The organism is Nostoc sp. ChiQUE02, from assembly GCF_034531305.2.
Classification (GTDB): Bacteria; Cyanobacteriota; Cyanobacteriia; order Cyanobacteriales; family Nostocaceae; genus Nostoc.
On sequence record NZ_JAVRBN020000007.1, the window covers coordinates 70,610 to 93,622 of the forward strand.

The following is a 23,013-nucleotide window of genomic DNA, read 5'->3' on the forward strand; positions in this document are numbered from 1 at the left end:
TTTTCCAAAGGTCGTTAGATATATTGTAAAGATGTAGTCCTCAAAAAATTGTGTAGACGCATAGCAGCTTGTCGTTAGACATTGCTCAATTTTTTAATAATATCTACTACCAAAAATATCCTGGTTGGATAGTTGTTTGGCGGGTGGAGGAGTCGTATTTGAGCAGGTATTCGCGGGCGATCGCTTCATTTTCTCGCAGTGTTTCGACTTCTTTCTTTCCAATCTCAGTATCCGTAGATAACAAAATCACTTGATGGCTGGCGGATGGAAAGTAACGTTCAACTAAGTTGCTGCGGTGGGAAGAGTCTAGTCTACCTAGTGGCGTATCGATTGCAACTGGTAGGCGGTGTCCAGAGACTTTGGCTAAACCCCAGAGGAATGCGATCGCAAGTAGTTGTTTTTCGCCTGCTGATAAACGATGTTTAGGAACAGGTTTACCATTTAAATCGTAAAGCAAAAGACTAAAAGTCTTAGTGTCAATCGTGATGCGATGCACTAAGTCTGATTTGTGGAGGAGATAAAGAAAGCAGTTTTTAACTTCCTCCTCTAATTTATTGAGTTTTCGCAGGGTTAATTTTTCACGAAAAATCTTGAGTGTATTTTGAACTTTAGCCGCAGAGGTAATAATATGTTCACTATTTTTATGTTTAATATTTTCTACAGTATAATCACTTAATTCTCTTTTTGACTTAGCAATAAGAGTTTCTAATTCAGCTAAATGACGGCGGATTGTTTCGTAATTTGCTTTAGCTTCAACGACTTGATTTTGTGCCGATTCTAATGCTTGACGCAGCTTTGTATAATCTTCTGGTGCTGCTGCTGTTTGCACTTGCCTTTCTAAAGTATGAATTTCTTCTTCTTTATTTTTGAGAATAGTTAATTTTTCTTTGGCAAAAAGCTGAGAATTTTGTAAGTGATATATGAGATTATCTAGCTGACTTAAAGTTTCATCATCAGCTAATAACCAAGGTACTTCCGTCTTAAGAGTCTTTGCATATAAATTATCTACATCTTGGATTAAAAATGATTGGATTTTTTCAACTTGTATCGGAGAAATGTCTACTTGATTTAGCCAAGTGAGTAAACGCTGATCTCGTTCAATTAACAAATCTTTAGAAATTTGTATCTGTTGATGGCGAAATTCCTTTTCTCCCTGTGCTTGCACCTGATTAAGCAAATTAGGAATTAATGCCAGAGGTAAAACATCAGCCGCCAATTCACACATCGATTGACGTACTTGTTCAATTTCCGCAGTTTTTGTATCCTGTTGTAGTTCTAGTTGATTGCGTTCTGCTGCAATCTTCCCACCTTCAGAAATGAATTTATCAAAGGCTTCTTGCTGCTTTTGTTCTAAATCTTCTACCTGATTTTTGAGAATTTCTAATTTCTCTTCTGTGGTTTGATAATCTTCTTGCTGTTGGGTTAACCTAGTTTCAATTTCCTCTAGGTTTGCTAAATCTTTACTATTACCAACTTCTTTAAGTTTACGGTTAGCTAAGATATCTAAATCAACTGCTAAACGATCTGCTAACTCTAAACCTAAAAGTCCGCGAATTGCATCTACTACAACTGGTGGTGGTGTTTCCTGTTCTGCGAGTTCTTTAACCTGTTCACCATCAAAGAGAAATAAGTTAGAAATGCCTAATGGCAGAAGATTTTCAATATATTCATCCCAGATATTAACTAAAGCATCAGGCCATGTATCACTATCACCTAAAATACCTAATGTATCTTTACCGTCTTTAGGATTTTTTGTCCAACTACGGACAACACGGTATTTTATTGGTTTATCATTTTCAATATGTTCAAAAAGTAATTCAATACGAGTGTCTGCAACTGGATCTATTTTGTTGTTAACACATTGGTTTAGAAAATCGCTATAACTTAAATTACCACGGGTAGAACATTGAGCGCGGGGGCCATAAAGAGCAAGACGAATGGCATCCATAAGGGTAGTTTTTCCGCCGCCATTCATCCCACCTAAAAGGATAATTGGACGTGAGGTTTCCTCATCAATTTTTGGGTTAAGGTTGATTACTTGTTTTCCACTATACGGGCCAAAGTTTTGTAATACGAGTTCAAGAAATATCATTAGTTTTTAAAATGAACATGAGTTAGACAGCGATCGCAGAAGCAGAAACTTTGTGATCAAAGGAATCAGATAAAATTAATTAGATGATTTTGTCTGACGCATTGAGAAAAAATATTGTCTATGAAATATAGATAATACCATCACTAACTGTTAATAAATGCGATTACATCTGTTTGGGTGTTGGTAAGCGTGGCTAGATTTGCACACCTCCAGCTTGAAAAATCTGTTCGGCGGTTAAATTCAATTCTGGGAAAGTAGGCGAGACAATATGGGTATCGCCTTTAAATTGAGTAACTTGGTACTCACCATCAATTAATTCATAAATGGATATAGTAGGCAGTTTAGGATTGCCAATAAACTTCCTAGCACCTATAGCCGCGTAATCTATAATCCAATATTCGGGAATACCTATAGCTTCATAATCAGCTAATTTTTTGTAGTAATCATCTCACCAATTAGTATTAACAACTTCAATAACCAATGGAATAGATGCAGCTTGAGATACAGTTGATTCTTTTTTCCATAAAGGCTCATTCACTAAATTTGGTCTATTGATTATTAAGATGTCTGGTGAATAAGCTGATTCACTTTCAAATGGCTTGACTAATACAGTTTTTGGAATGAAGTAAGGAAGTTTTTGTCGCCCAATTTCGATAGATATATTTAGCGCCAAAAAACCAACAACATCCTCATGACCTCCAACTGGTTGAGCCATTTCAACAATCATGCCATCATGTAATTCGTATCTTCCACCTTCAGGCCGCCAAGCTGCAAAATCTTCAAAAGTTACTAATTTGTGTATGGCTTGAATCATAGAACCTCGCTTGTTTTAAGATAATCAAACTTTGTCAAGCGTTCTTTAAGTAGTTTGTTGACTCCTATCTTCTATTATTCTATTTTTTTACTTTTTAAATTTCATACTTGCCCAAGTTACCTCTTCATCACTTTCACTTTTACCTTCATCTACTTCATTGATTGCTGCAACATCGCCCAAAGTCATCTGCTTGACTTTAGCAACGTCACCTTGACTAACTGCTTCGCTTAATTCGCGTTTCAAACGAGCATTTTTAATCGCATCTTCCGGGGAACGGGAACTCGTATTAAAACATTTTTCTAAAGTTTCGTATATTCCCACGCGACGAGTCTTTTTGCGATACTGGCGTTCTGTGTCTAACAATTTCGCCATGAGTTCCAAGTGCATCGCGTCACCTTCACAGATTTCTTCTAATACTATCCATTCATCACGACCTAGTAAGCTATAGTCAGCGCCAGGACGGGGGTCTTGAAATTCTTCGCCTGTCACTTCTTGATAAATCCGGGGTAAGCTATCATCAAATTCGTGTCTTTCTTCTAGCCAAATGCGGCGAATTTCGCTCATTTCTTCTAGAGTAATTAGGGTTATGTCGCGCATATTTTCTGGCGCTGTTTGACGAATTTGTTTTTCAACTGTAAGCAACTTTCTTAACCATTCCTCCCGCGCTTCTTTAATAAATGGGCCAGGAATAGGTTCAATAGATGTCCCATCTTCTAAGTTACGTTCATAAAGTTGGACACCACCATTTCTACGTCGAAAATCTCTTTTATCACGGGTTTCTTCAGAATCTAATTCTTTACGGAAATCAAGTAAAGGTTGCATCCACTTTTTCTCTTCGTCATTTTGAATCATCGCCGCCAGCGATTTATCTTGACTAACGAGCGTACAAACCCAGCAACCAAAACGAGAGCTACCACAACTAGGGGTAGATGTATCGACGACTAAAGGACATTCATTATCAGCAGAAGCACCTCGATACATGGTAAATAAATCTTTATTGCTGTACCCCCAAGGGTTTTCCCATTGCATGAGATAAATCCAGACTTCATCATTTTGCCAGTCTTCAATAGGGCTATAAACTAAAGAATTTGGCAAGTTCATATTAGGACTAAGGCGATCGCGTAGCCGTTGGGCTTCCAATTTTCTCATTCGGCTAGCACGTTTTGTACTTTCAGCTTTGCGAGTCCCCAACACAACGATCGCTTCTCCACTCGCTCGAATCACATCACGAATAAAGCGGTTAGAGGGATTAATTTTCAGGCGTTCTGTACACCAACGAAATTTTCCTTTGGGTGCTGGATAACCTTTACCAATCAAACCTACCCAAAATGTTTCTTTAAACTCTGGCTGTAGCAAATGGGGTTCAAATGGTAATCCTTGGGTTTGGGCTTCAGATTTCATCTGTTTTAGAGAATTGCGTACCCAAGCAGCAACAATAGGATTTTCTACCAGTGTGTCTGTGGTGATTACGTAGATTGTTTTAGTTCGCTTTACGTCAGGGAGTGCGGCGATCGCATTCCACACAAGCTGCAAAATCGCGGTGCTGTCTTTTCCCCCTGAGTAACCCACAACCCAAGGTATTTCATCTAAGCAATACAATTCTTGAATTTCAGTAGTGAGAGCTTGGATATCTGCCACTAAATCTGCTACAGTATTCGCTTGCTGAACTTGATTTTCTGGTTGTTGTGCTGTAGTCATTTCTCCTAATCTCTGGAAACACTGGCATAATATCTGGGAAAATAGGGCGAATAGAATTCGCGGCTACACAGACAAAACCCACCTCTGTAGGTTAAAGAAAAGTTTTTAAAAACTTTACTACTAATATCCAATTTTTTGGATAATTAAACTACATAATACTATTCTGTTTTTAAAATTTAACATGAAAGATAGTGCATCTGACCCAACTGCTGATATCGCTAGAGAATATCTGGAACGAGAAAATAAAGAAAAACAGGTACTAGCTTTACTCCTAGAGAAGTTTTTAGGGAGAAAAGATCAGATTCTCGTTCAAAAAACCGAGATGGGTGGTACTGAAGCTTATGTTAGCTCTGTTACATTGGAATGGTTCGCAGGTCGGGTTCACTTCGCCTCTGGTTTACCTTTATTTCAGAAAAAGTACAATCCTGAAACTGATAATGTCGAGATTGACGCAGATAGTATTGATGAAATTCAGCAACGTCCCCTTGATTGGTCACGTCAAGCACCGCTAGTCCAGTATTTAGCGGCTAGAGACAACCATAAGTTTCCGCCGGTGCTGGTGGTGATTAATCAATCGTGGGTGGATAATCCCAAAGCTGTTGAGTGGGATAGCGAAGGACGCGCCACAAAGTCTACGACTGATTTTATACCCCTAGATAAAGACGGTAAGGTAGGTCTGCTAAATATTTCTGAGGATGATGTAACCATTTATGCACTAGATGGACAACATCGACTGATGGGGGTTCAGGGGTTGATGGAGTTAATCAAAACTCGTAAACTCCAGCGCTATAAAAAAGATAAAGGTGCTGATGACAGTTTTATTACAGTCAATGATTTGATAGAAAAGTACCAAGTAGACCTTGCTTACTTGCAAAATTTACCCAAGGAAAAAATTGGTATTGAGTTTATCTGTGCGGTAGCGGCTGGGGAAACTCGCACCCAGGCAAGGCGGAGGGTGAGATCGATTTTTGTTCATGTCAACCTGATGGCTGCACCGTTGACTAAAGGGCAACTAACACAGTTGAATGAGGATGATGGTTTTGCGATCGTTGCTAGAAAAATTGCAGTTACACATCCACTATTAGAACAACGACAAGAACGTAATCCCCGCGTCAATTGGAATAGTGCAACAGTAGCCTCCAATTCTACAGTTTTGACGACTTTGCAAGCTCTACAAGATATGTCTGAGCGATATTTGGCTCAAAAGTTCCCCCACTGGAAACCCTTGGAGAAAGGTCTAATTCCCATGCGTCCAGAGGATGAAGAACTTGAGCAGGGGATTGAGGAATTTAGCAAGCTATTTGATAATTTAGCTAGTCTTTCCAGTTATAAAATTTTAGAACACGAAGATACACCAGCTTTACGGCGCTTCAGCTTTGAGAAGGATGGAGGTGAAGGAAATATGCTTTTCCGTCCGGTTGCTCAAGTTGCATTAGCCCAAGCTTTAGGAATTTTGGTATTTAAAAAAGGTTTTTCCCTAGCAGATATTTTTAAGAAGCTGCGGAAGTTTGACCAGCAAGGCGGCTTTAGTGGTATGGAATATCCCCAATCTCTTTGGTATGGGGTTTTGTATGACCCAAATAAAAAGCGGGTGCAGGTTGCTGGACGAGATTTAGCGGCGAAGTTATTGGTTTATATCCTGGGTGGAATTCAGGAACAGATGGAACGTGCTGAACTTCGTAAGGCTTTGGCGGATGCTAGAACTGTGGAAGATAAAACTATAAGTTTTGATGGCGAGTTTGTTGATCCAAAAGCTGTAGGACTTCCACCTATTTTATAATTGACACAGTTTTCAAGACTTTTTATTGTGGTTATTACTGGGGTTTAAGTATAATAAGAGCATATAGTGTAATCTACCACTTTACAGGTATCTGTATGACTCAAACAAACCAAGATAATAACAATAATGTTTCCCCAGAGATTAAAGCTAATTTTATTACCTTAGTTGCGCCGCTTTTTTCGGAAAACCATATAGAGTCATGCTATCCAGGGCTGATTTTTCATCAGGGAAAGCGGAAAATGCTGCAAATTAATGTACCTGCCAAAGATTTGCCCGCTCTTCTTCAAGCTAAACCTTCTACTAAAAATGATCCTGATTCGGGTAAGAACCGTCCAGAGGTCAAAGGTCATGCTAAAGAAATAAAAGACTATGTTGTTGAACGCGCTCAAGCCGGCAAACCCTGGGTTTTAGGAACAATTACAGCTAATGTTGATGAACAAAATATAAAAATACATGAATTAGGTAGGGGAATTTGTATAGTCGTTATTCCTAATGGAATTAAACTAGATATTACAGATGGACAGCACCGTAAAACGGCGATTCATGAATTGATTTTTAGTAATGAAAGCCACTTAATTGGTCGTGACCAGTTTGCTATTACGCTGATTTTAGAGGGAGACAAGCGCCAGTGCCAAACTGACTTCCGAGATATGGCTCAAACAAAACAACTAGATAATTCGTTGTTATTATCATTTGGTGAGTTTGAAGGTAGGGTTGGCATCACTAAAAACTTAATAGAACAAGTAGGAATGTTTAATGAAAAAACAAATAAAATTGGTAAAAATGCTAGTCAAAAACTAATTTATACAACTAATTTTATAGCCCGTTTTGTCAGTTGTGTATTTGCTGATAATACAAAAGATGAACTTAAAGGGTATGATGTTGAACAACTGTCAGAAGCTTTAGCAAAGTGTTTAAATAAGTTTTTCTCAGAATGTAAAGACACAAAAGATATTTCTGAAACACCTATTGACAAGCTTACTCCTCATCAATCAGGTGCTTTTAGGGAATCTTCTGTGTTAGGGGTAAGTGCTGGACTCGAAGTATTAGGGCGATTGCTATACTCCATTTATAACAAGGATAATAATTATTTTGATGAACAAAAAATTTCACAGCTAGCACAGCTAGACTGGTCACGAAAGAACAGTCTTTGGGAAACTAATCTAGTGAGGAAATCAGCTAGTGGTGACTACGAAATTTTAAATAAACCAACTCCTATAGCAGATGCAGTCAAGACAGTAAAAATCAGGCTAGGGTGGATGTAAATCATTACTTACAAGTACCACTTAAAAATCAAGAGAGGAATTTGGTCAGATCAAATTCCTCATCTTGTTTCTCCCTAGTAGTTCGTTCATAACTGAGAAATAATAAAATTCGCTCTGAATAATCTACTGACCCACGCAATTCATTTTGCAATATTTCCAATCCACCATTAGCGTACTCTTCAAATATATGATTGCGTTGTCTTTCATATTCTTCTTCATTAATAGATAGTGTTTTTATATCTTTAGTTTCATTAATTGCTAATAATTTTATTAAAATATCATTTCCCATTGAGGCAAAATACTCTATCCTGATTGGCGATGGTTCCCTTTTAGAAATCTCTCCCAAAGCCACCCGTTTTTTATGCTTTGCACCCAAAGCTGCTGCAAATACAATCACATCAGCAAAAGTATTAAAAGGCCCTGTTCCACCATCTGAAGATGTTAAACCTTTCACCAACTCAGCCTTATCTTTAGCAACCCTGATTCTGCCAGTTTCAGCCATGATATTAATATTTACATTGTTGCCATCTTAACCGACAGCGAAAAGCGATCGCTAGGTTTACGCAATTGCCAAGGTATGATTTTATGATAGTATGTGGGCGATCGCTAGGTTTACGCAATTGCCAAGGTATGATTTTATGATAGTAGGTGGGCGATCGCTAAACAAACAAATTATCCACCAACATACTCCATCCTGGTAACGCAGGTTCAGCTTCCACCACCTCACCACGGCGATAAATTTGGGGTTCTTCAGGATTACCAGCACGATATACTCTGATAACTTCCTCTTTAAGTACATCCACATCCCAAACTACCAAAGTACCAGCCGCAAAATAATCACGGCGTTTGCTAGCCATATCTTTCTCTGCTGTCTCACCATAATCATTTTCACTTCTTACCTCAGCAGCAAACACAGGCGCACCATTAAGAAACTTCCCACCTGTAGGTTTGCCAGTATAAAATGCGGCATCAGGACTTAAAGAACGACGATGAGGGAGATTGACAATAAAACCGACATTATCAGGTAAAGCATAGCCGCTTTTTGTCAGACGTTCATAATCCCGTAAACTTGCATAAATTTCACCACCTGCACGTCCTGGGAAAAATCCAGTTGGAGACATCAGCACCAATTTTCCATTGACAATCTCTGCCTTACAATTGTCTGGTAATTCGTACAAATCTTCAATAGTTGCTTCAGTTTTAATACTCATATCTTCTCTTCTCTCTGCGCCTCTGCGTGAAATTTAAATTTACAATTGAATATCCTCATAAACGAAAGAAATAGGAAAGTGAAAATCAACACTGGTTAAATGAACTTCATCCCCCTCTTCAAAAGGATGTAACTCCCAAATCCCTTTGTCATTTATATTAAAGCAATCTAAACTAATCTTTTCGGCATCAATTAGGACGTATTCTTGCAAAGTCTGAATGCGACGATACCGCCTAAATTTCCCGCCTCTATCATAAGCTTCCGTACTTGGGGATAGAACTTCAACAATTAAACAAGGATATTGGAGAAATTGAATAGCTTGTTTATCTCGTTCATCGCAACTCACCACAACATCAGGATAATGAAAAGCCCCATTTTCAGATACACCTACTTTTGCACCTGCCATATTGACACGATATGAACCTCCTCGACAGTGGCTTTTTAATGCTGAAGCCAAATTTAAAGCAATACTATTGTGAGGAATAGTACCCCCAGTCATGGCGAAAACTTCACCATCAATATATTCGTATTTAATTTCTTGGCCTTCTTCCCATTTCAGATATTCCTGTGGAGACATATAATTTCTGTCTGGATTCGCCACCATCACCTCATTCCTTTTCTCAACTGTAACTAAAAAACCTCCGCGCCTCTGCGTCTCTGCTTGAGTAATTACCCATTCCGTTCAACTGCGATAATTTCCGTATACTCAAACTCATTCGGACTTTGTTTCACCAAAGGATATCTTTCCCCACCCAACTCAATATAATCTTGTTCGCAATCCGGCTTAGAGGAATAATACGTAAGCACATATTCTCTACCAATTCTATTTGTCATTTCTGCTTCCACTTCACCCCGCCACTGAGTCTTAGTAACTAAAACTATCAACTGATTCGCTAATTGGGGAATTGTCTTCGCAATATGTCGCCGCGAATTCTCATCCAAACTACCAAACGGCGAATCCATGACAATTGGGAAAGTACTACTATCGGGAATCATCATCATTTTACGCTTTTCACTCCATTCCCGTACTTTGTCAATGATGCTGGCTATAAAAGATAAACTGAGAATTTGATTTTCCCCAGTAGAAGCTGCAACTGGCGCTTCCACACCTGTAGTATTTTCTACTAATGTCAGTTCATATTTATCGCTAATTTTAGGAATGTATGGAGTCACAGAAATCTCAGTAAATATTTCTTGTACTCGCTTTTCTAGTTGCAGGCGAAATTGTTGTTCTTGACGATTTCTAACTTCCGTTAGCCGTTCGATTGCATCTTGAGTGGCGTTAATTCGTCGCTGTGCTAAGGTTTGCTTATCTTCATTCAACTTTTGCTTGGCGATTTGTTTGTTTAAACCTTCAATTTCAGTTGTGAGTTGAGCAATTTGCTGCTGATTTGCACCCTGTTCTCGATTTAATTCATCAATTTTACTTTCAATTTCATCTAAGCGTTTTTGTAAACTGCTAATTTCTTCATTAGCATCTTTTCGCAACCGTTCTTGAATATTGTCTAAATCGCCTTCAATTTGAGATATGCTTTGCCTTAACTGATTAATTCTGGCTTGTTCTCTATCAACTTCTTCCCAAAAACCTATTGCTTGCTTATCAATTTCATCTACTTGTGCTAGCATCCGAATTGCAGTTTCTTCTACCGCCGATGAACCTGCTTTATTTAACCAAGTACTCACATGAATATGAGAATGATTACCCTCGTGTAATTCTGCGCCACAAATACAGCGCTGAGAATTGAGTAAATCATTCACAAATTCCCGCGAAATCCCTGATGTTAACTCGCCTCGCTGCTTTAAATCATTGATAATCTCTCGAAACTGGGATGTAGTTTCTGAAAGTAAGACGGTATAACCCCGCGCCGAAATAACTTTTTTTAGCGCTTCCTTAGTTTTTTTATATTCTTCTTGATTCGCCGTCTTCTGCGATTCTAAATCCTGCCATCTTTCTTGCAATTCCTTAGCAGCACTCAATTCTCGCAAACGGTTACTTGTCTCTTTTTTAAAAGTTTGTTGATATTCTAACTCTTCTTTAATTTCAGTTTGGCGTTTGGTAATGCGTTCACGTTCTCGTTCTATCTTTTCTTGCTGTCGTAATAACTGTTTAGTTTCAGAATCACCAATCGCTTTTAACTCATTTTCTAGAGTTTTTTTAGCATCTCCTAAATGTCTGATGGAACGGTTGATTACTTCCACACCCAAGAAAATTTTTGTAGCTTCGGCAATTTCAGCTTTTTTGTCAGAACGGACTATTTCTTCAATTCGTTCGCCGTCAAAGAAAAAATATTGATGTAAAGTAGCGGGTAAAATTTGATTAATTATATCGTCTGGTTGCTGAGTTGGTATATTCCATTTGCCATCATCTGCACCAACCCACATGGTTAATTGAGTTTTGCCAGTGTCAAAATCACCTTCGTTTTTATAACCCCGACAGGCGCGTTTAACTCGATAGCGTTTACCTTCATGTTCCCAACCTATTTCTACCCAACATTCTACAGCTTGACCTTTTTGAGTTTCTGCGATCGCACGCTTATTAACTAACTGGTCTATCGACGCAAATGCTGCACTAAATTTCTCATATAATACCCAAGTAAAGGCATTTAGTAAACTGGTTTTTCCAGAGCCATTATTGCCATGAATAATCGTTGTATTCTGAGCCTCTCCCCCAGCGATGATCATATCTGGTGTAGTACCATAAAAGGAGCGAAAGTTGCATAGCTTGATTGAAGTCAGCTTCATCGCACCTCTTCCTTAATAATGTCCAAAATATTATCATTTATATGGCTGTTAATCTTTTTATCTAGCCTGCCTTTTTCCAGCTTCCATACCCGCTCAATAATTCGCCGCACCTCCGGCGGAGCGCTGGTTATTGGCTCCTGCACATCATCGATATTTGCCTCTTGTAACATATCGGATTTTGAAATAAACTTTTCCTATATTTTAACTTTTTCTAGTGCTAAAATAGCCTCCGTAAAGCCACTGTTTGCGTTATCTTTAAAATGCTAATTTTATTTAAAAAATGCTTTATTATTTAATTGTTTTCCGTTATTATATATTTTAACTAACCTAGATAATAATGGAATGTAAGTAACTTTAAAATTTTGACTTACATCCCATTATTATCAACTTCATAATTTTATTATTTCATACTTAATGCTTCTTTTTTCAAAACTCAAAAAATTTTACAATTGCTCATCAAATATCTAATAAACCATATCGCTTTTGTAAATCAAGTAACTTCATTCTTGCTTCCCCAGCGTTATCAGCTAAATCAGCAAACTCCACAAAGCGCCGTAATTCCTTTTTTAACAGATTGCGCTCAACTTCTATAGTTTCTCTATCTAAATCTGGTGGTAAAACAATCATGTCAAATATTGTCGCGCGTTCTTTAGCCGGATGAGGACGTAAAACTCGCCCCCGTCTTTGGATAAATTGGCGGGGATTACCAGAACTTGATAGAATCACCGCAGTTTGAATTGCTGGAATATCGACACCTTCATCTAAACAACGAATTGCGACTAAACCTTGCAACTCTCCACTTTCAAATTGATGCCGTAAAATTTCCCTTTCTTGTAAAGTTGTTTGTGCTGTATAGGTACTGACTTTATACCCTAAATCCACCCCCAGGATTTTAGCAACAGCTTTGAGTTGGCGTAACGATGAACGTTGTCCCGCCTCTTGAGAACCATCACTACAATAAAAAAGAGTGTGAGTAGTTTCGCGGCGAGTTGCCATTAAATCCCGTAAAGCATTTAATTTATTTTCCGCCGCACCAATCAACCTTGCCCTTTGCATCAACAACGGCTTTAAATCTTCATTGTCTTCAAAGTTTCCTGTTTGTCCATTTTCTCGTTCTCTATATAGTAGCGATCGCCCAATTCTTTTAGTTAGCTTTAAATAAGCAATACTTTCTGCTTCAGTTAACTCCACCAGCACCGGATAATACAGATAATGTACCAAAGCACCTTGAGCGATCGCATCCCTCAAAGTAAACTCTGGCTGGAGAACTGGCCCAAAATAATCAAATAAAGATTGCGTACCAAAATCATCAAAATATCTCTCCGGTGTGGCAGATAAAGCTAGTCTCAACCCAACGTTGCGCGGTAAACTTTCTTCTAACTTGGGTGCGCCTAAATTATGCGCTTCATCCCCAATAATTAAAGTTTTGGCGGGAAAATATTTGAGTTGAGACTGAAACCCATCTCCAATTAAAGTGGAGTTCGTAGTAATTACAGTGACAAATCGTTGAGAACCAGAACGCAGATTATAAATTTGGGTAGAAAGTTGACTTTGCCAAGTGCGTAAATTCTCAAAAGCTAAAATGGGTTGCAAATTAAATTTTTCACATTCTCGCGCCCATTGGGTGACGAGATGACGATAGGGACACACTACCAACAAGACTTGTAAATTAATCTGTTGGTAGAGTTCACAGGCGATCGCTAATGCAGTAATAGTTTTACCACTACCAGTAGCCATTTTCAGCGTCCCTCTGCCATTGTTGGTAAACCAGCTAGCGATCGCTTGGCGCTGATATTGCCGCAATTGCAGAGATGGATGCATTCTTGGGCATCCTGGTAATGGTTGCGAAGTGTGATAACTGCCCTTACTTTCCCTTGCAAATGGCAATTTTAATCGGAAAGTGGGCAGTTGCTGCACTGAATTTTGCGTCAGGTACATATGTTAAGCACAAAGGTAGTCATGAACCCTAATTATTGGGCATTGGGCATTAGTCATTGATACTTATCTTTCCCAGTTCCCATTCCCCATTCCCCATTACTCAGTTGTAACCACGCCAAACACCAATGAGTGAACCTTGCACCTGCACTTGCATAGCGCTGACTTCAATGGGATTGTACTTAGGATTTGCTGGTTTGAGGGTAACGCGATCGCCTTGGCGATAAAAACGTTTTAATGTAGTACCAAATCCATCTACTCTAGCGGCGACAATGGTGCCATTTTTTAAATGATTTGGTTCTGCTACTGGACGCAGAAATACCACATCACCATCAGTAATTAAATCTTCAATCATGCTATCGCCAGCTACGCGCAAAGCGTAGGTTTGGGGAGGTAAATCGAAATTAGAAAAGTCTAAATGATCTACAGCATCAGTAAACGGTTCTATTAAACCACCAGCAGCGATCGTCCCCAAAATTGGTACACCTTGCTTAACAGGACGCAAAATCCGAATCGTTCGCGCTTGTCCTTCAGTCCATTCGATATATCCTTTTGTGCGTAAATGTTCTAAACGGCTTTGAATTGGCGCTGGTGACTTCAAGTTCATCGCTTGCATCATTTGCCGAATTGAAGGCGAATGCTGGTGCGATCTGATGTATTCTGCCAACCATTCGTAAAGTTCTTGTTGAGCTTCTGTTAGACGTTCCATAAATTTGCGGGAAGTAATTATAAATGTCTCTAGAACATTAGTACTACAAAAAACTCCCCATAACAAGAGAAAAGTAAAAATATGAAAGGCAAAAGCAAGAATATTTTCTTTTCTTTTAGCCATTCATTCTTGATATTTTACAAATTAAGTAGTTAAGAGCCAGCCGCAGACTCGCCATTCTGACTCTTAGCTTTTGTACAGACACGATTAATCGGGTCTCCTAACTTCTTTCATTCTGCCGCTAAGATACTGGCAAGCAAAGCCTTTTGGGCGTGCAAGCGATTTTCTGCCTGTTCCCAAACTCGTGATTGGGAACCTTCAATAACTGCTTCAGTAATTTCTTCACCACGATGGGCTGGTAAGCAGTGTAAAACAATTGCCTCTGGGTCAGCAAGGCTTAATAGCTGCTCTGAAATTTGGTAAGGCTGGAAAATTGGCAGACGGTTGTCTGCTTCTGCTTCTTGCCCCATACTTGCCCAAACATCAGTGTAAAGTACAGCAGAACCCTTAGCTGCTAATTCTGGATCGTGAGTGAGGAGGACTTCAGTTTTGTGATTAGCGATCGCTCTTGCTTGCTCTACAACCTTAGGATTTGGCTCATAGCCGCTAGGAGTAGCAATTCTGACATTCATTCCCACCAAAGCACAGCCTAACATCAGAGAATTAGCTACATTATTCCCATCACCTACATAGGTTAAAGTTAACCCAGCAAGAGTGCCAAAGCCTTCTTGAATCGTCAATAAATCCGCTAATACCTGACAAGGATGTTCTGCATCAGTCAGCGCATTAATCACTGGAATCTTGGCATAGTGAGCAAAAGTTTCCAGATCCTGTTGTGCAAAAGTGCGAATTGCCAAAATATCTAAATATCGATCTAACACCCGCGCCGTATCCTGCAAAGGTTCTCCACGACTAACTTGAGTGACGTTGGGATTGAGATCAATTACCTGTCCACCCAGTTGGTACATCGCCACAGTAAAACTTACCCGCGTGCGAGTTGAAGCCTTGGAGAACAACAACCCCAAAACTTTGTTACACTGCAACTTCAACTGTTGTGATTTAAGTTGAGTTGCCAATTGCAGGAGTTCTTGAAGTTCCGTTGGACTGATGTCCGCCAGACTTAATAAATCTCGTCCGATCAACGCTGCCATGCTTCCGATGTGTAAAGAACAATTATATATTTCTGTTGCTTTACCAGCCGGATCAAAAAAATACAGTTTTAGAACTGTACCAGATATTTTTGTGTCCAGCCCAGGATTTGAGTTAGTTTTTGCTATGAATTTTTGCTATAAATATTAATTTATCAACTTTATCAGTGATTACGATCGCTGATTTTTTTCTGTTTCATCACAATTGCAACGCCAACTCAACCATCTAGGCGCACCAAATCAGCGATATTGCCAAAATCTCTCTCCGGTTTTCTAGCCTAATTAGTCAGAGGGAGATATTTTTTAGCGATCGCAGCTAGACAAATAAATAGATTATGGTACAATAAGAAATTGTGGTTGCTCTTTGAGAGTAATCGCTAAACTTGCCAGCATAGCACAGTGGTAGTGCATCCGACTTGTAATCGGAAGGTCGCGAGTTCAAATCCCGCTGCTGGCTTTTGTTTATTTTGGCAATAGTGTCTAATACATTTACAAGATGTCGCTGTTAAGTCGCTTTTAACAAGGATGGACTGCTATTTAATTATTGACAACAGCGGATGACATAAAGCTATTTAATTTCTATAAGAGGATGTTTTAAATAATACCTTCATGTCTTTGCAATCCAAAATCATAATCTTCAGCACAAAGACATAAAGGTATAAGACAAATGATAATAGGGTCTATTTTTGCAATGCCTAAATAATGCCGAAAACCGACTCTACAGTTGACTTAATCGAATCGCGTGCATCCTTCAAAGTTTGGCTAATGGGATGCTTTGCCTGTAAAAATGCACGGGCACAATTTCGTCCTGGCATTCCAGAAATCGAACCACCTGGATGAGTTCCCGCACCAGTCAAAAATAGATTCTCAATTGGCGTTTTGTAGTTTGCTATTTCTGGTAAGGGACGGAAGAATACCATCTGATCTAGGGTCATATCAACATGGTAATAATTTCCTTTGTACGCACCTAATCTTTCTCCTAGTTCTGCTGGACTTTCTACACGACGGGCGATAGTTGCATTTTTGACATTCGGTGCATAGTCTGCCAATTTATCAATTACCCTGTCTGCAACTTTGTTTTTCAATTCATCTGTCCAACCAGTACCTTTTAAACCAGTGCCTTCTGCACCCGCAATTTGATAAGGGGCAAAATACTCAATCCATACAGTATGCTTGCCTGGTGGTGCTAATGTGGGGTCTAAGTAGCTAGGCATCACCACATACATTGATGGGTCAGCATCAGGAATCTGTCCCAAGGTACATTTACTATGAGCCTCTTCTACATGAGCCACCGAATCGGCAATCAAGATAGAACCAACGAGATATTCATCTTTGTGGGCGTGGTATGGAAAGCGCAGTGGTTCGTCTAAAGCCAAATCTATCTTGAGGATAGTTTCGTTGTTGTTAACAATGCGGCGTTCTAATCTTTCCCATAAATTTGGGTCGGCTCCATCAACATCGCTTTTATCAGTCATTTGTAAGAACAACCGCTTGGCATCAATATTAGAAATAACCCCGTATTTAGCGCGATATTCTTTACCACCAGCAACCCGCACACCGACAGCTTTTCCATCATCAATTAAAACTTTTTCAACATGCTGATCTGTGAGAATAACGCCACCTTTACTTGTGACTAAATTCACCAAAGCTTGCACAAGTGCACCAGTTCCACCGCGAGGTCTAGCCATACCAGGGTTATGACGCATTGCCATCATGATTGCACCAATGGCAAGGGTTTTTTGTGATGGTGGCGCACCAAGTTCTGATGCTAGTCTTGCTAGTGGCGCTTTCAGAAATTCCTCATCAAACCACTCGTTAAGTAAATCCTCCGCGCTGGTTAACATGGTGCGAATAAAGTCCAGCGTTTTGTTTGGGGAACCAATAACCGAAAATAAATCTTTCAGTTTTGTGATGTCGTAGTTACCAAGGATGTCTATAATTGACTTTGGCGGTGCATTAAACATAGGAATCATTGCACCTAGCGATCGCTGCCAAAAGTCTACAAATTCGGCATATTTTTTGGCATCACGTTCATTGTAACGGGCGATTTCTGCACAAGTCTTTTCCACCGACTTATGTCCTAAGAAATACTTGCCATCAGGATGAGGACAGAAAACAACAGGATCGCACTCCAGGTAGTGCAAGCCGTATTTTTCTAGTTCTAATTCTTCAACAACTGGCCCCAAGTGAATAAATTCATGGTCAATAGCACACAAGTTAAATTTAAATCCAGGAGCTTCTTGGGGTAAACATTCTTCAGTTGTTGCTGCACCACCAGGAACAGAACGCTTTTCTAGTAACAGGACACTATAGCCAGCTTTCAGCAAATAAGCTGCACAAACTAGGCCATTGTGTCCAGCACCGATAAGCACAACATCATACTCTTGCATAGTTCTTATTTTTAAATAAGTAGCTTTCAAAAGCTTATAAAAGTTTTAATAAATTTACATCACTCCCTAGTTACAAAAATTATCTTTAACTAGGGAAAATACTACTAAGGAGATAGTTCAGTAATTGATGAGGGTATTTGCTTTACTTTAGCTTCTACCATAAGTGTCAAACTACCGATTTCAACTTCTATATCTTTAATAGAAAACGCCATATCCTCCCATTTAAAAAATGGCATGTTCATCAGTTCTTTGGCTTTCTGCATTAATGCTGTAACTAATTCTATTGAAATACCCTTTCCGTCAGTGCAGTTAAAACTTTCCAACATTGCTGGTTGTGAATGAGTGCGTGGGCGAAGCACCGCAGTGTAAGCTAAAGGACGAGTATTTCCCATTTCTTTTAACAGCACCTTTCCCCGACATTCTATTTTGCCATCACCAGGTAAAAATACTTGAATTTGTTGCGGCTCAAAACTCACAATCTCACCATCTACATTCAACTCAAAATTTTGCATCCGGCTGTGAACAAAATCTGATGTCAAAGTGCGGTTTATATCTACTTCTGTGAGTATAATGCGAACTATGGCATTTACTGGCTCATTTAGTTCTATTTGACCGAAAAGAGCGCTTAAAGGATTGATGGCAATACTATCTGTTTGCAGTCTTATTTCCTGTACGCGAATGTCTTTTTGGATCACTAATCCTTGACCTGCAACCGAAACTCCATCTGCCTGTCCCTGAACTATTTTCAAAAGATCGGTTTGTACATCTATTTCTATTTGTTCTGCTTCATCTAGCTTTTCGGATATTCTCCTTTCAGCTTCCTGGGATAGAAATTTTTCCTCCAACCGATGCTCATCAGACATGAATTAGTAATCTCCTAAATGTCCTCTTACTATTTACTGTAAAGGCTAGATCCTAAGGAGCGAATCTACATTGCGATATATTCAACTCGGAGGATTGAGTAATTAAATAAAAAGTATTGTTTGTCTTTTAAGTTTTGCCTTTTTGGTAACAAATATATTACACGACTGCTAGAGACAATGGTAATGACACGATGGATTAGATGTAATGGATGTTTATCAGTTAGGGTTAGTCGAAAATGTGAAAACTTATTTTTTACAAAAGTTGCAATATATTAAAATACCCCCATAGACATCTTTAAAAAAGGACTATGAGGGATTATATGGAAGTATTGAAAATCTATCTAAATGTATAGATGAAAGTTGAAGATTTGCTGAACGCAACCATCAAACCCGTCAACATCAAACAGTGCTTGTCTCTAGGATGGGAGATTTCACCTGACGTTGACTCGTGACAACCATCTGGATGGGACGATCTGGGCCTGTCACCAAACCACGGCGTTTAGGGCGCACTTCACCATTGTCAACTAGTTCTAATTCTCGGCTGGAAAGGATTTTGGCGAGTGCTAGCTTCATTTCCAACTGGGCAAATGCTAGACCAATACAACGCCTTGCACCACCCCCAAAGGGCAAATATTCATAAGGAGAAAATTGCCGTTCTAAAAAGCGTTCTGGCTTAAACTGTTTAGGTTCTGGGTAAATATCTTCTCGCTGGTGGGTCAAATAAATAGAACCAAGTAAGACTGTACCCGGTTCTAGTTCGTAACCGCCCAGCGATATCGGGGTTCTTACTTTTCTGGGAAAAGTTAGCATACCTACTGGATAAATCCGCAATGTCTCGGAACAAACAGCGTTGAGATAGGGTAACTTGAAAACGGTGCCGGGGTCTGGGTTATCACCCAAGCTATCTAATTCTTGCAGTAGCTTTTGGCGCACTGATGGTATTTTGTGAATCCAGTATAATGCCCATGCTAAGGCTGTCGCGGTGGTTTCGTGACCAGCGACTAACAGAGTTATTAATTCATCGCGCAATTCTTGATCGGTCATGGGTTGACCTGCTTCATCCCTAGCAGCCATGAGTAAGCTAAGAATATCTGTGCCTGATGAATCTGCTTGTTCTCGACGTTCCCGAATTTCCTCATAGATGAGTTGGTCAGCTTCTTGCTGAAGGTGCATCTGTTTTCCCCAGAAGTTAATCGGCCCAAAATCCCTTTGCAAAGCTGGAAAATAAAGCAAAGCCACACTTAACCGAGAACTGGCCTTTTCTAAAAGATCGCCCAAAAATTGCTGTAGTTTTTCGGCGCGAGGCCCTTCATGTAGACCAAATACAGCTTGCATAATCACCCGCAGAGTAATAGCTTGAGTAGCAGACCGAATATTAAAGGGCTTGTCTATCTGGTATTGGCTGATAACTTGCTTGGTGACATCGGTAATTACCTGGCTATAATTCCGCATTCTTTCGCCGTGAAAGGGAGGCATTAACAACTGGCGTTGACGCTGGTGTTCTGCGCCGCTAATGCTAATCACAGAATGCTTGCCCAGTAAAGGTTCAAACACCTGATTCAGATCGCCAGGGGCTTCTAATTCCTTGGTATCATTTGTCAAAATTTGCTGTTGCGCTTGGGGGTTGCTGACAATCACCAAAGGAGGAAGATTTTTGTCTAATCTGAGAGTAAAAATCTCGCCATAGCTTTTGGCACAAGCCTCCATAAATGACATTGGATTAGCAATCCAGCGGATCATCTGTAAAACTGCTGGAGTTTGAGGACCATTTGGGAATTTCATAAATTTTTTTTCCTAGTTAATATTTTTTTGCAACTTCAACTAACTGGAATTTTGGTTGAGTAACCATTTAAAGTACTTATTCTAACGTTGCAAAAAAGCAATAAACTGTTACAACCTCGAAGATGTAAAATTTTTGTTAAATTCAACGAGCATCTACAGTTTCACCTCATCGTCAAAAGGTACTCAGCATGACTGCAATCTCTCCAAAGGCATCTTCAGCGCTTCCCGATTTTTCTGAAGGAATTCAATATTTTGGTGAAGCGTTACCAGATTTTGAAACTTATGGTGCAACACCTGCTGTAGAGTTGGGCAAAATAGCGATCGCATCGACCACAGACAAAGCAGCTGTATATCAAACTTTACTTGCTGCCGATGCCCTGCGCTACCTGACTTTACAAGTTACTGGTAGTAAGGCTTCTGGGCATCCCGGCGGATTCGCCAGCCAAGCAGAAGCTTATGCATCTCTTGTCATGCTGGGATACAAGAACATTATTACCGAAGTCGGACACCACGCCCCTGGATTTTATAGTGCCATGTTCTTGGATCGTTCGCTAGAGGATATGGGAATTTTTACAGTCCAACAATTGCGCGATCGCTTCCGAGAAAAGCATGGATTATTAGGACATCTTTCTGGTTACATCCCCGGTATTCTCGCACCGGCTGGGCCATTAGGACAAGGGCAACACTTTGCAATGGCGGCTGCACTGTTGCACAAAGATAAATTATTTCCCTTCACAGTTGGTGATGGTGGATTGGGTGAGCCTTATATTGTAAGTGCGATCGCACATTTCCATACAGCTTATCCTGCTGTCACCAACTTCTTACCGGTGCTGGTGTGGAATGGTTACAGCCAAGAACATCACAGCATGGTTTCTCTCAAAACCAACGAACAGATGCAAGCATATTGGCAAGGTAACGGTTTTGATGAAGTCGTGTTAGTGGATGCCAAGGATTTCGACGATCGAGATCAACCAGGGGATTACGTTGATAGTACCGCCTTTTCTTTTGAGAAACGCCTAGCATTCACTCAAGCAGTACTTTCGGGTGTAGATAAAGCAGCGCGATCGGCATTGGGTGGTAAGCTTACCGTCTTCATTATTAAACAACTTAAAGGTGCAGGAGTCCACGCGCGGGGGGCAAAATCTCACAACCTTTATCCTAAAGATACGCTGGATGCACCCCATATTATCAGTGCATTGCAAACCCGTGCTTTATCTGCGGATGCTTGGCAATTAGTCAGAACAAATGCAGAACGCGCTGGCGGAGGCCCAGCAGCAAAAACTGTGGTGACAGAATTTGAATTTCCATTACCAGATTTAGGCGAATTACCTTTAGAAGAATATGCAGTTGGAGGCGAAGCCAAAGTTTCCACAACCGCAATGGGACGATTAGTAGGAATAGTTGGAAATAAAGATCGGGATTTCCTCGTCACTAACGCCGACGGTAACGAAGCATCAGGAATTGCCAACATCAACCAAGCATTAAAGATTATCCACCCCACAACCGACGATTTATATAATCAAGCACCAAATGGACAAGTTTATGAACCACTGAGTGAAGATGCTTGTGCCGGTTTAGCTGCGGGTTTAGCGTTAATGGGTGCGAGAACTTTGTGGTGTTCCTACGAATCTTTTGCCATCAACGGATTACCAATTTGGCAAACTGTAACCCAAGCAATGGCAGAATTGCGTCGTCAAACTCCTTCGACTATTACTTTATTCACAGCTGGTGCATTAGAGCAAGGGCGCAACGGTTGGACTCACCAACGTCCAGAAATTGAAGCTTACTTTGCTTCGTTGATGCGAAATGGAAATATTTTCCCATTATTTCCCCCTGATGCTAATAGTATTCAAGCTTGTTATGATTGGGCGTTGAAAACTAAGAATAAGGGAGTTGTGATTACAGCTAGTAAATCACCATTGCCAATTCGCACAACTTTAGAACAAACTCGTCAAGGGCTGCGCGATGGTGCGGTGCTATTACATGAAGTTGCTGGTGATAGACAAGTTGTATTTGCTGTGATTGGCGATTTAACATTAATGCCAGTATTTGAAGCTGCTGCTTTCTTAGAAACTGAAGGTATTGGCGTGAAGATAGTTACTGTGATTAATCCTCGGCAATTGTACCGTAGCCATGATACTGCGTGGGATACCTGTTCTGAACCCGAAGGCGGTTTCTTGGATGATGCGAAATTTGCCAAATTATTTGATGGCGATGCGCTAATTGCTGTTACTGGTGGTGCGGCGGGGATGCTAGAACCAATTCTGTTACGGAGTACAGCCAAGCGCGACACCTTTGCTTGGAAACGTGGGGAGACTACCGCGAGTGCTGGCGAGTTGATGGCGTTTAATGGATTGACTGCTGAAGCGTTGACGAAACGTGCGATCGCGTTAGTGCATTAAATGATATTGCATAAATGCGGGATAATTTTCTTGAATTTTCCTTTGCGTGAGATATTCATCCCTAGATTTAGCAACGCTCATTAAATAAAGCTGGAATTGTTTCTACTTTTATCGCATTTATACGTATAGAAACGCTGAAATTGCGTCGGAATGCGTATATTTGCGTTTTTTTATTGAAGAGAA

16 protein-coding genes, 1 tRNA gene and 1 pseudogene are annotated in these 23,013 nt (G+C 40.0%); 4 read left to right on the forward strand and 14 right to left on the reverse strand.

What is annotated here, in order from left to right; genetic code table 11:
- Positions 1–106: 106 nt before the first annotated feature.
- From dndD to dndC, 3 genes and pseudogenes are all read right to left on the reverse strand, one after another.
- A complete protein-coding gene (dndD, locus tag RM347_RS09610; RefSeq protein ID WP_322720824.1) occupies positions 107–2,092 on the reverse strand; it encodes a DNA sulfur modification protein DndD in 1,986 nt (661 codons plus the stop codon).
- Between the two features lie 193 nt (positions 2,093–2,285).
- A pseudogene (locus RM347_RS09615) lies at positions 2,286–2,906 on the reverse strand (Uma2 family endonuclease).
- Between the two features lie 87 nt (positions 2,907–2,993).
- Complete coding sequence (gene dndC / locus RM347_RS09620; RefSeq protein ID WP_322720823.1) at positions 2,994–4,604, reverse strand: DNA phosphorothioation system sulfurtransferase DndC; 1,611 nt, start codon at positions 4,602–4,604, stop codon at positions 2,994–2,996.
- A 181-nt stretch (positions 4,605–4,785) separates the two neighbouring features.
- On the opposite strand from dndC, the gene RM347_RS09625 reads away from it, so the two are divergent.
- Complete coding sequence (locus tag RM347_RS09625) at positions 4,786–6,384, forward strand: DGQHR domain-containing protein (protein ID WP_322720822.1); 1,599 nt, start codon at positions 4,786–4,788, stop codon at positions 6,382–6,384.
- Positions 6,385–6,479: 95 nt separating this feature from the next.
- A complete protein-coding gene (locus tag RM347_RS09630) occupies positions 6,480–7,649 on the forward strand; it encodes a DNA sulfur modification protein DndB (RefSeq protein WP_322720821.1) in 1,170 nt (389 codons plus the stop codon).
- Positions 7,650–7,677: 28 nt separating this feature from the next.
- On the opposite strand, the gene RM347_RS09635 is transcribed toward RM347_RS09630, so the two are convergent.
- The 8 genes from RM347_RS09635 to argF form a co-directional block, all read right to left on the reverse strand.
- Entirely contained in the window at positions 7,678–8,151 is a 474-nt protein-coding gene (locus tag RM347_RS09635; protein ID WP_322720820.1) for a DNA phosphorothioation-associated protein 4, read from the reverse strand.
- Positions 8,152–8,308: 157 nt separating this feature from the next.
- Positions 8,309–8,860, reverse strand: a complete 552-nt coding sequence (locus RM347_RS09640; protein WP_322720819.1) for a Uma2 family endonuclease — start codon at positions 8,858–8,860, stop codon at positions 8,309–8,311.
- Between the two features lie 39 nt (positions 8,861–8,899).
- Positions 8,900–9,463, reverse strand: coding sequence for a Uma2 family endonuclease (locus tag RM347_RS09645; protein WP_322720818.1), 564 nt, complete (start codon positions 9,461–9,463; stop codon positions 8,900–8,902).
- Positions 9,464–9,528: 65 nt separating this feature from the next.
- Positions 9,529–11,601 (reverse strand): AAA family ATPase, encoded by a 2,073-nt coding sequence (locus tag RM347_RS09650; RefSeq protein ID WP_322720817.1) that lies wholly within the window; start codon positions 11,599–11,601, stop codon positions 9,529–9,531.
- Positions 11,598–11,771 (reverse strand): hypothetical protein, encoded by a 174-nt coding sequence (locus tag RM347_RS09655; protein WP_322720816.1) that lies wholly within the window; start codon positions 11,769–11,771, stop codon positions 11,598–11,600. Before RM347_RS09655 ends, RM347_RS09650 begins: the two co-directional genes overlap by 4 nt.
- A 286-nt stretch (positions 11,772–12,057) precedes the next feature.
- Positions 12,058–13,539, reverse strand: a complete 1,482-nt coding sequence (locus RM347_RS09660; RefSeq protein ID WP_322720815.1) for a DNA phosphorothioation system restriction enzyme — start codon at positions 13,537–13,539, stop codon at positions 12,058–12,060.
- A gap of 100 nt (positions 13,540–13,639) precedes the next feature.
- Positions 13,640–14,245: a transcriptional repressor LexA gene (gene lexA, locus RM347_RS09665; RefSeq protein ID WP_163929533.1), complete on the reverse strand. Its 606-nt coding sequence runs from the start codon at positions 14,243–14,245 to the stop codon at positions 13,640–13,642.
- Positions 14,246–14,475: 230 nt separating this feature from the next.
- Positions 14,476–15,396, reverse strand: a complete 921-nt coding sequence (argF, locus tag RM347_RS09670) for an ornithine carbamoyltransferase (protein ID WP_322720814.1) — start codon at positions 15,394–15,396, stop codon at positions 14,476–14,478.
- Between the two features lie 382 nt (positions 15,397–15,778).
- Between argF and RM347_RS09675 the strand changes: the two genes are divergently transcribed.
- Positions 15,779–15,850, forward strand: a tRNA-Thr gene (locus RM347_RS09675).
- A 238-nt stretch (positions 15,851–16,088) separates the two neighbouring features.
- Here the strand turns inward: RM347_RS09675 and crtO are convergent.
- The 3 genes from crtO to RM347_RS09690 form a co-directional block, all read right to left on the reverse strand.
- Positions 16,089–17,783 (reverse strand): beta-carotene ketolase CrtO, encoded by a 1,695-nt coding sequence (gene crtO / locus RM347_RS09680; RefSeq protein ID WP_322720813.1) that lies wholly within the window; start codon positions 17,781–17,783, stop codon positions 16,089–16,091.
- Positions 17,784–17,887: 104 nt separating this feature from the next.
- Entirely contained in the window at positions 17,888–18,646 is a 759-nt protein-coding gene (locus RM347_RS09685; protein WP_322720812.1) for an LmeA family phospholipid-binding protein, read from the reverse strand.
- Between the two features lie 399 nt (positions 18,647–19,045).
- Entirely contained in the window at positions 19,046–20,428 is a 1,383-nt protein-coding gene (locus RM347_RS09690) for a cytochrome P450 (RefSeq protein WP_322720811.1), read from the reverse strand.
- A 188-nt stretch (positions 20,429–20,616) separates the two neighbouring features.
- Between RM347_RS09690 and RM347_RS09695 the strand changes: the two genes are divergently transcribed.
- Positions 20,617–22,830, forward strand: a complete 2,214-nt coding sequence (locus RM347_RS09695; protein ID WP_322720810.1) for a phosphoketolase — start codon at positions 20,617–20,619, stop codon at positions 22,828–22,830.
- Positions 22,831–23,013: the final 183 nt, after the last annotated feature.

What these genes read in the sequence shown, in the direction of transcription:
- dndD (WP_322720824.1), bottom strand. Translation starts at nt 2,092, where the DNA reads ATGATATTTCTTGAACTCGTATTACAAAACTTTGGCCCGTATAGTGGA.
- dndC (WP_322720823.1), bottom strand. Translation starts at nt 4,604, where the DNA reads ATGACTACAGCACAACAACCAGAAAATCAAGTTCAGCAAGCGAATACT.
- RM347_RS09625 (WP_322720822.1), top strand. Translation starts at nt 4,786, where the DNA reads ATGAAAGATAGTGCATCTGACCCAACTGCTGATATCGCTAGAGAATAT.
- RM347_RS09630 (WP_322720821.1), top strand. Translation starts at nt 6,480, where the DNA reads ATGACTCAAACAAACCAAGATAATAACAATAATGTTTCCCCAGAGATT.
- RM347_RS09635 (WP_322720820.1), bottom strand. Translation starts at nt 8,151, where the DNA reads ATGGCTGAAACTGGCAGAATCAGGGTTGCTAAAGATAAGGCTGAGTTG.
- RM347_RS09640 (WP_322720819.1), bottom strand. Translation starts at nt 8,860, where the DNA reads ATGAGTATTAAAACTGAAGCAACTATTGAAGATTTGTACGAATTACCA.
- RM347_RS09645 (WP_322720818.1), bottom strand. Translation starts at nt 9,463, where the DNA reads ATGGTGGCGAATCCAGACAGAAATTATATGTCTCCACAGGAATATCTG.
- RM347_RS09650 (WP_322720817.1), bottom strand. Translation starts at nt 11,601, where the DNA reads ATGAAGCTGACTTCAATCAAGCTATGCAACTTTCGCTCCTTTTATGGT.
- RM347_RS09655 (WP_322720816.1), bottom strand. Translation starts at nt 11,771, where the DNA reads ATGTTACAAGAGGCAAATATCGATGATGTGCAGGAGCCAATAACCAGC.
- RM347_RS09660 (WP_322720815.1), bottom strand. Translation starts at nt 13,539, where the DNA reads ATGTACCTGACGCAAAATTCAGTGCAGCAACTGCCCACTTTCCGATTA.
- lexA (WP_163929533.1), bottom strand. Translation starts at nt 14,245, where the DNA reads ATGGAACGTCTAACAGAAGCTCAACAAGAACTTTACGAATGGTTGGCA.
- argF (WP_322720814.1), bottom strand. Translation starts at nt 15,396, where the DNA reads ATGGCAGCGTTGATCGGACGAGATTTATTAAGTCTGGCGGACATCAGT.
- crtO (WP_322720813.1), bottom strand. Translation starts at nt 17,783, where the DNA reads ATGCAAGAGTATGATGTTGTGCTTATCGGTGCTGGACACAATGGCCTA.
- RM347_RS09685 (WP_322720812.1), bottom strand. Translation starts at nt 18,646, where the DNA reads ATGTCTGATGAGCATCGGTTGGAGGAAAAATTTCTATCCCAGGAAGCT.
- RM347_RS09690 (WP_322720811.1), bottom strand. Translation starts at nt 20,428, where the DNA reads ATGAAATTCCCAAATGGTCCTCAAACTCCAGCAGTTTTACAGATGATC.
- RM347_RS09695 (WP_322720810.1), top strand. Translation starts at nt 20,617, where the DNA reads ATGACTGCAATCTCTCCAAAGGCATCTTCAGCGCTTCCCGATTTTTCT.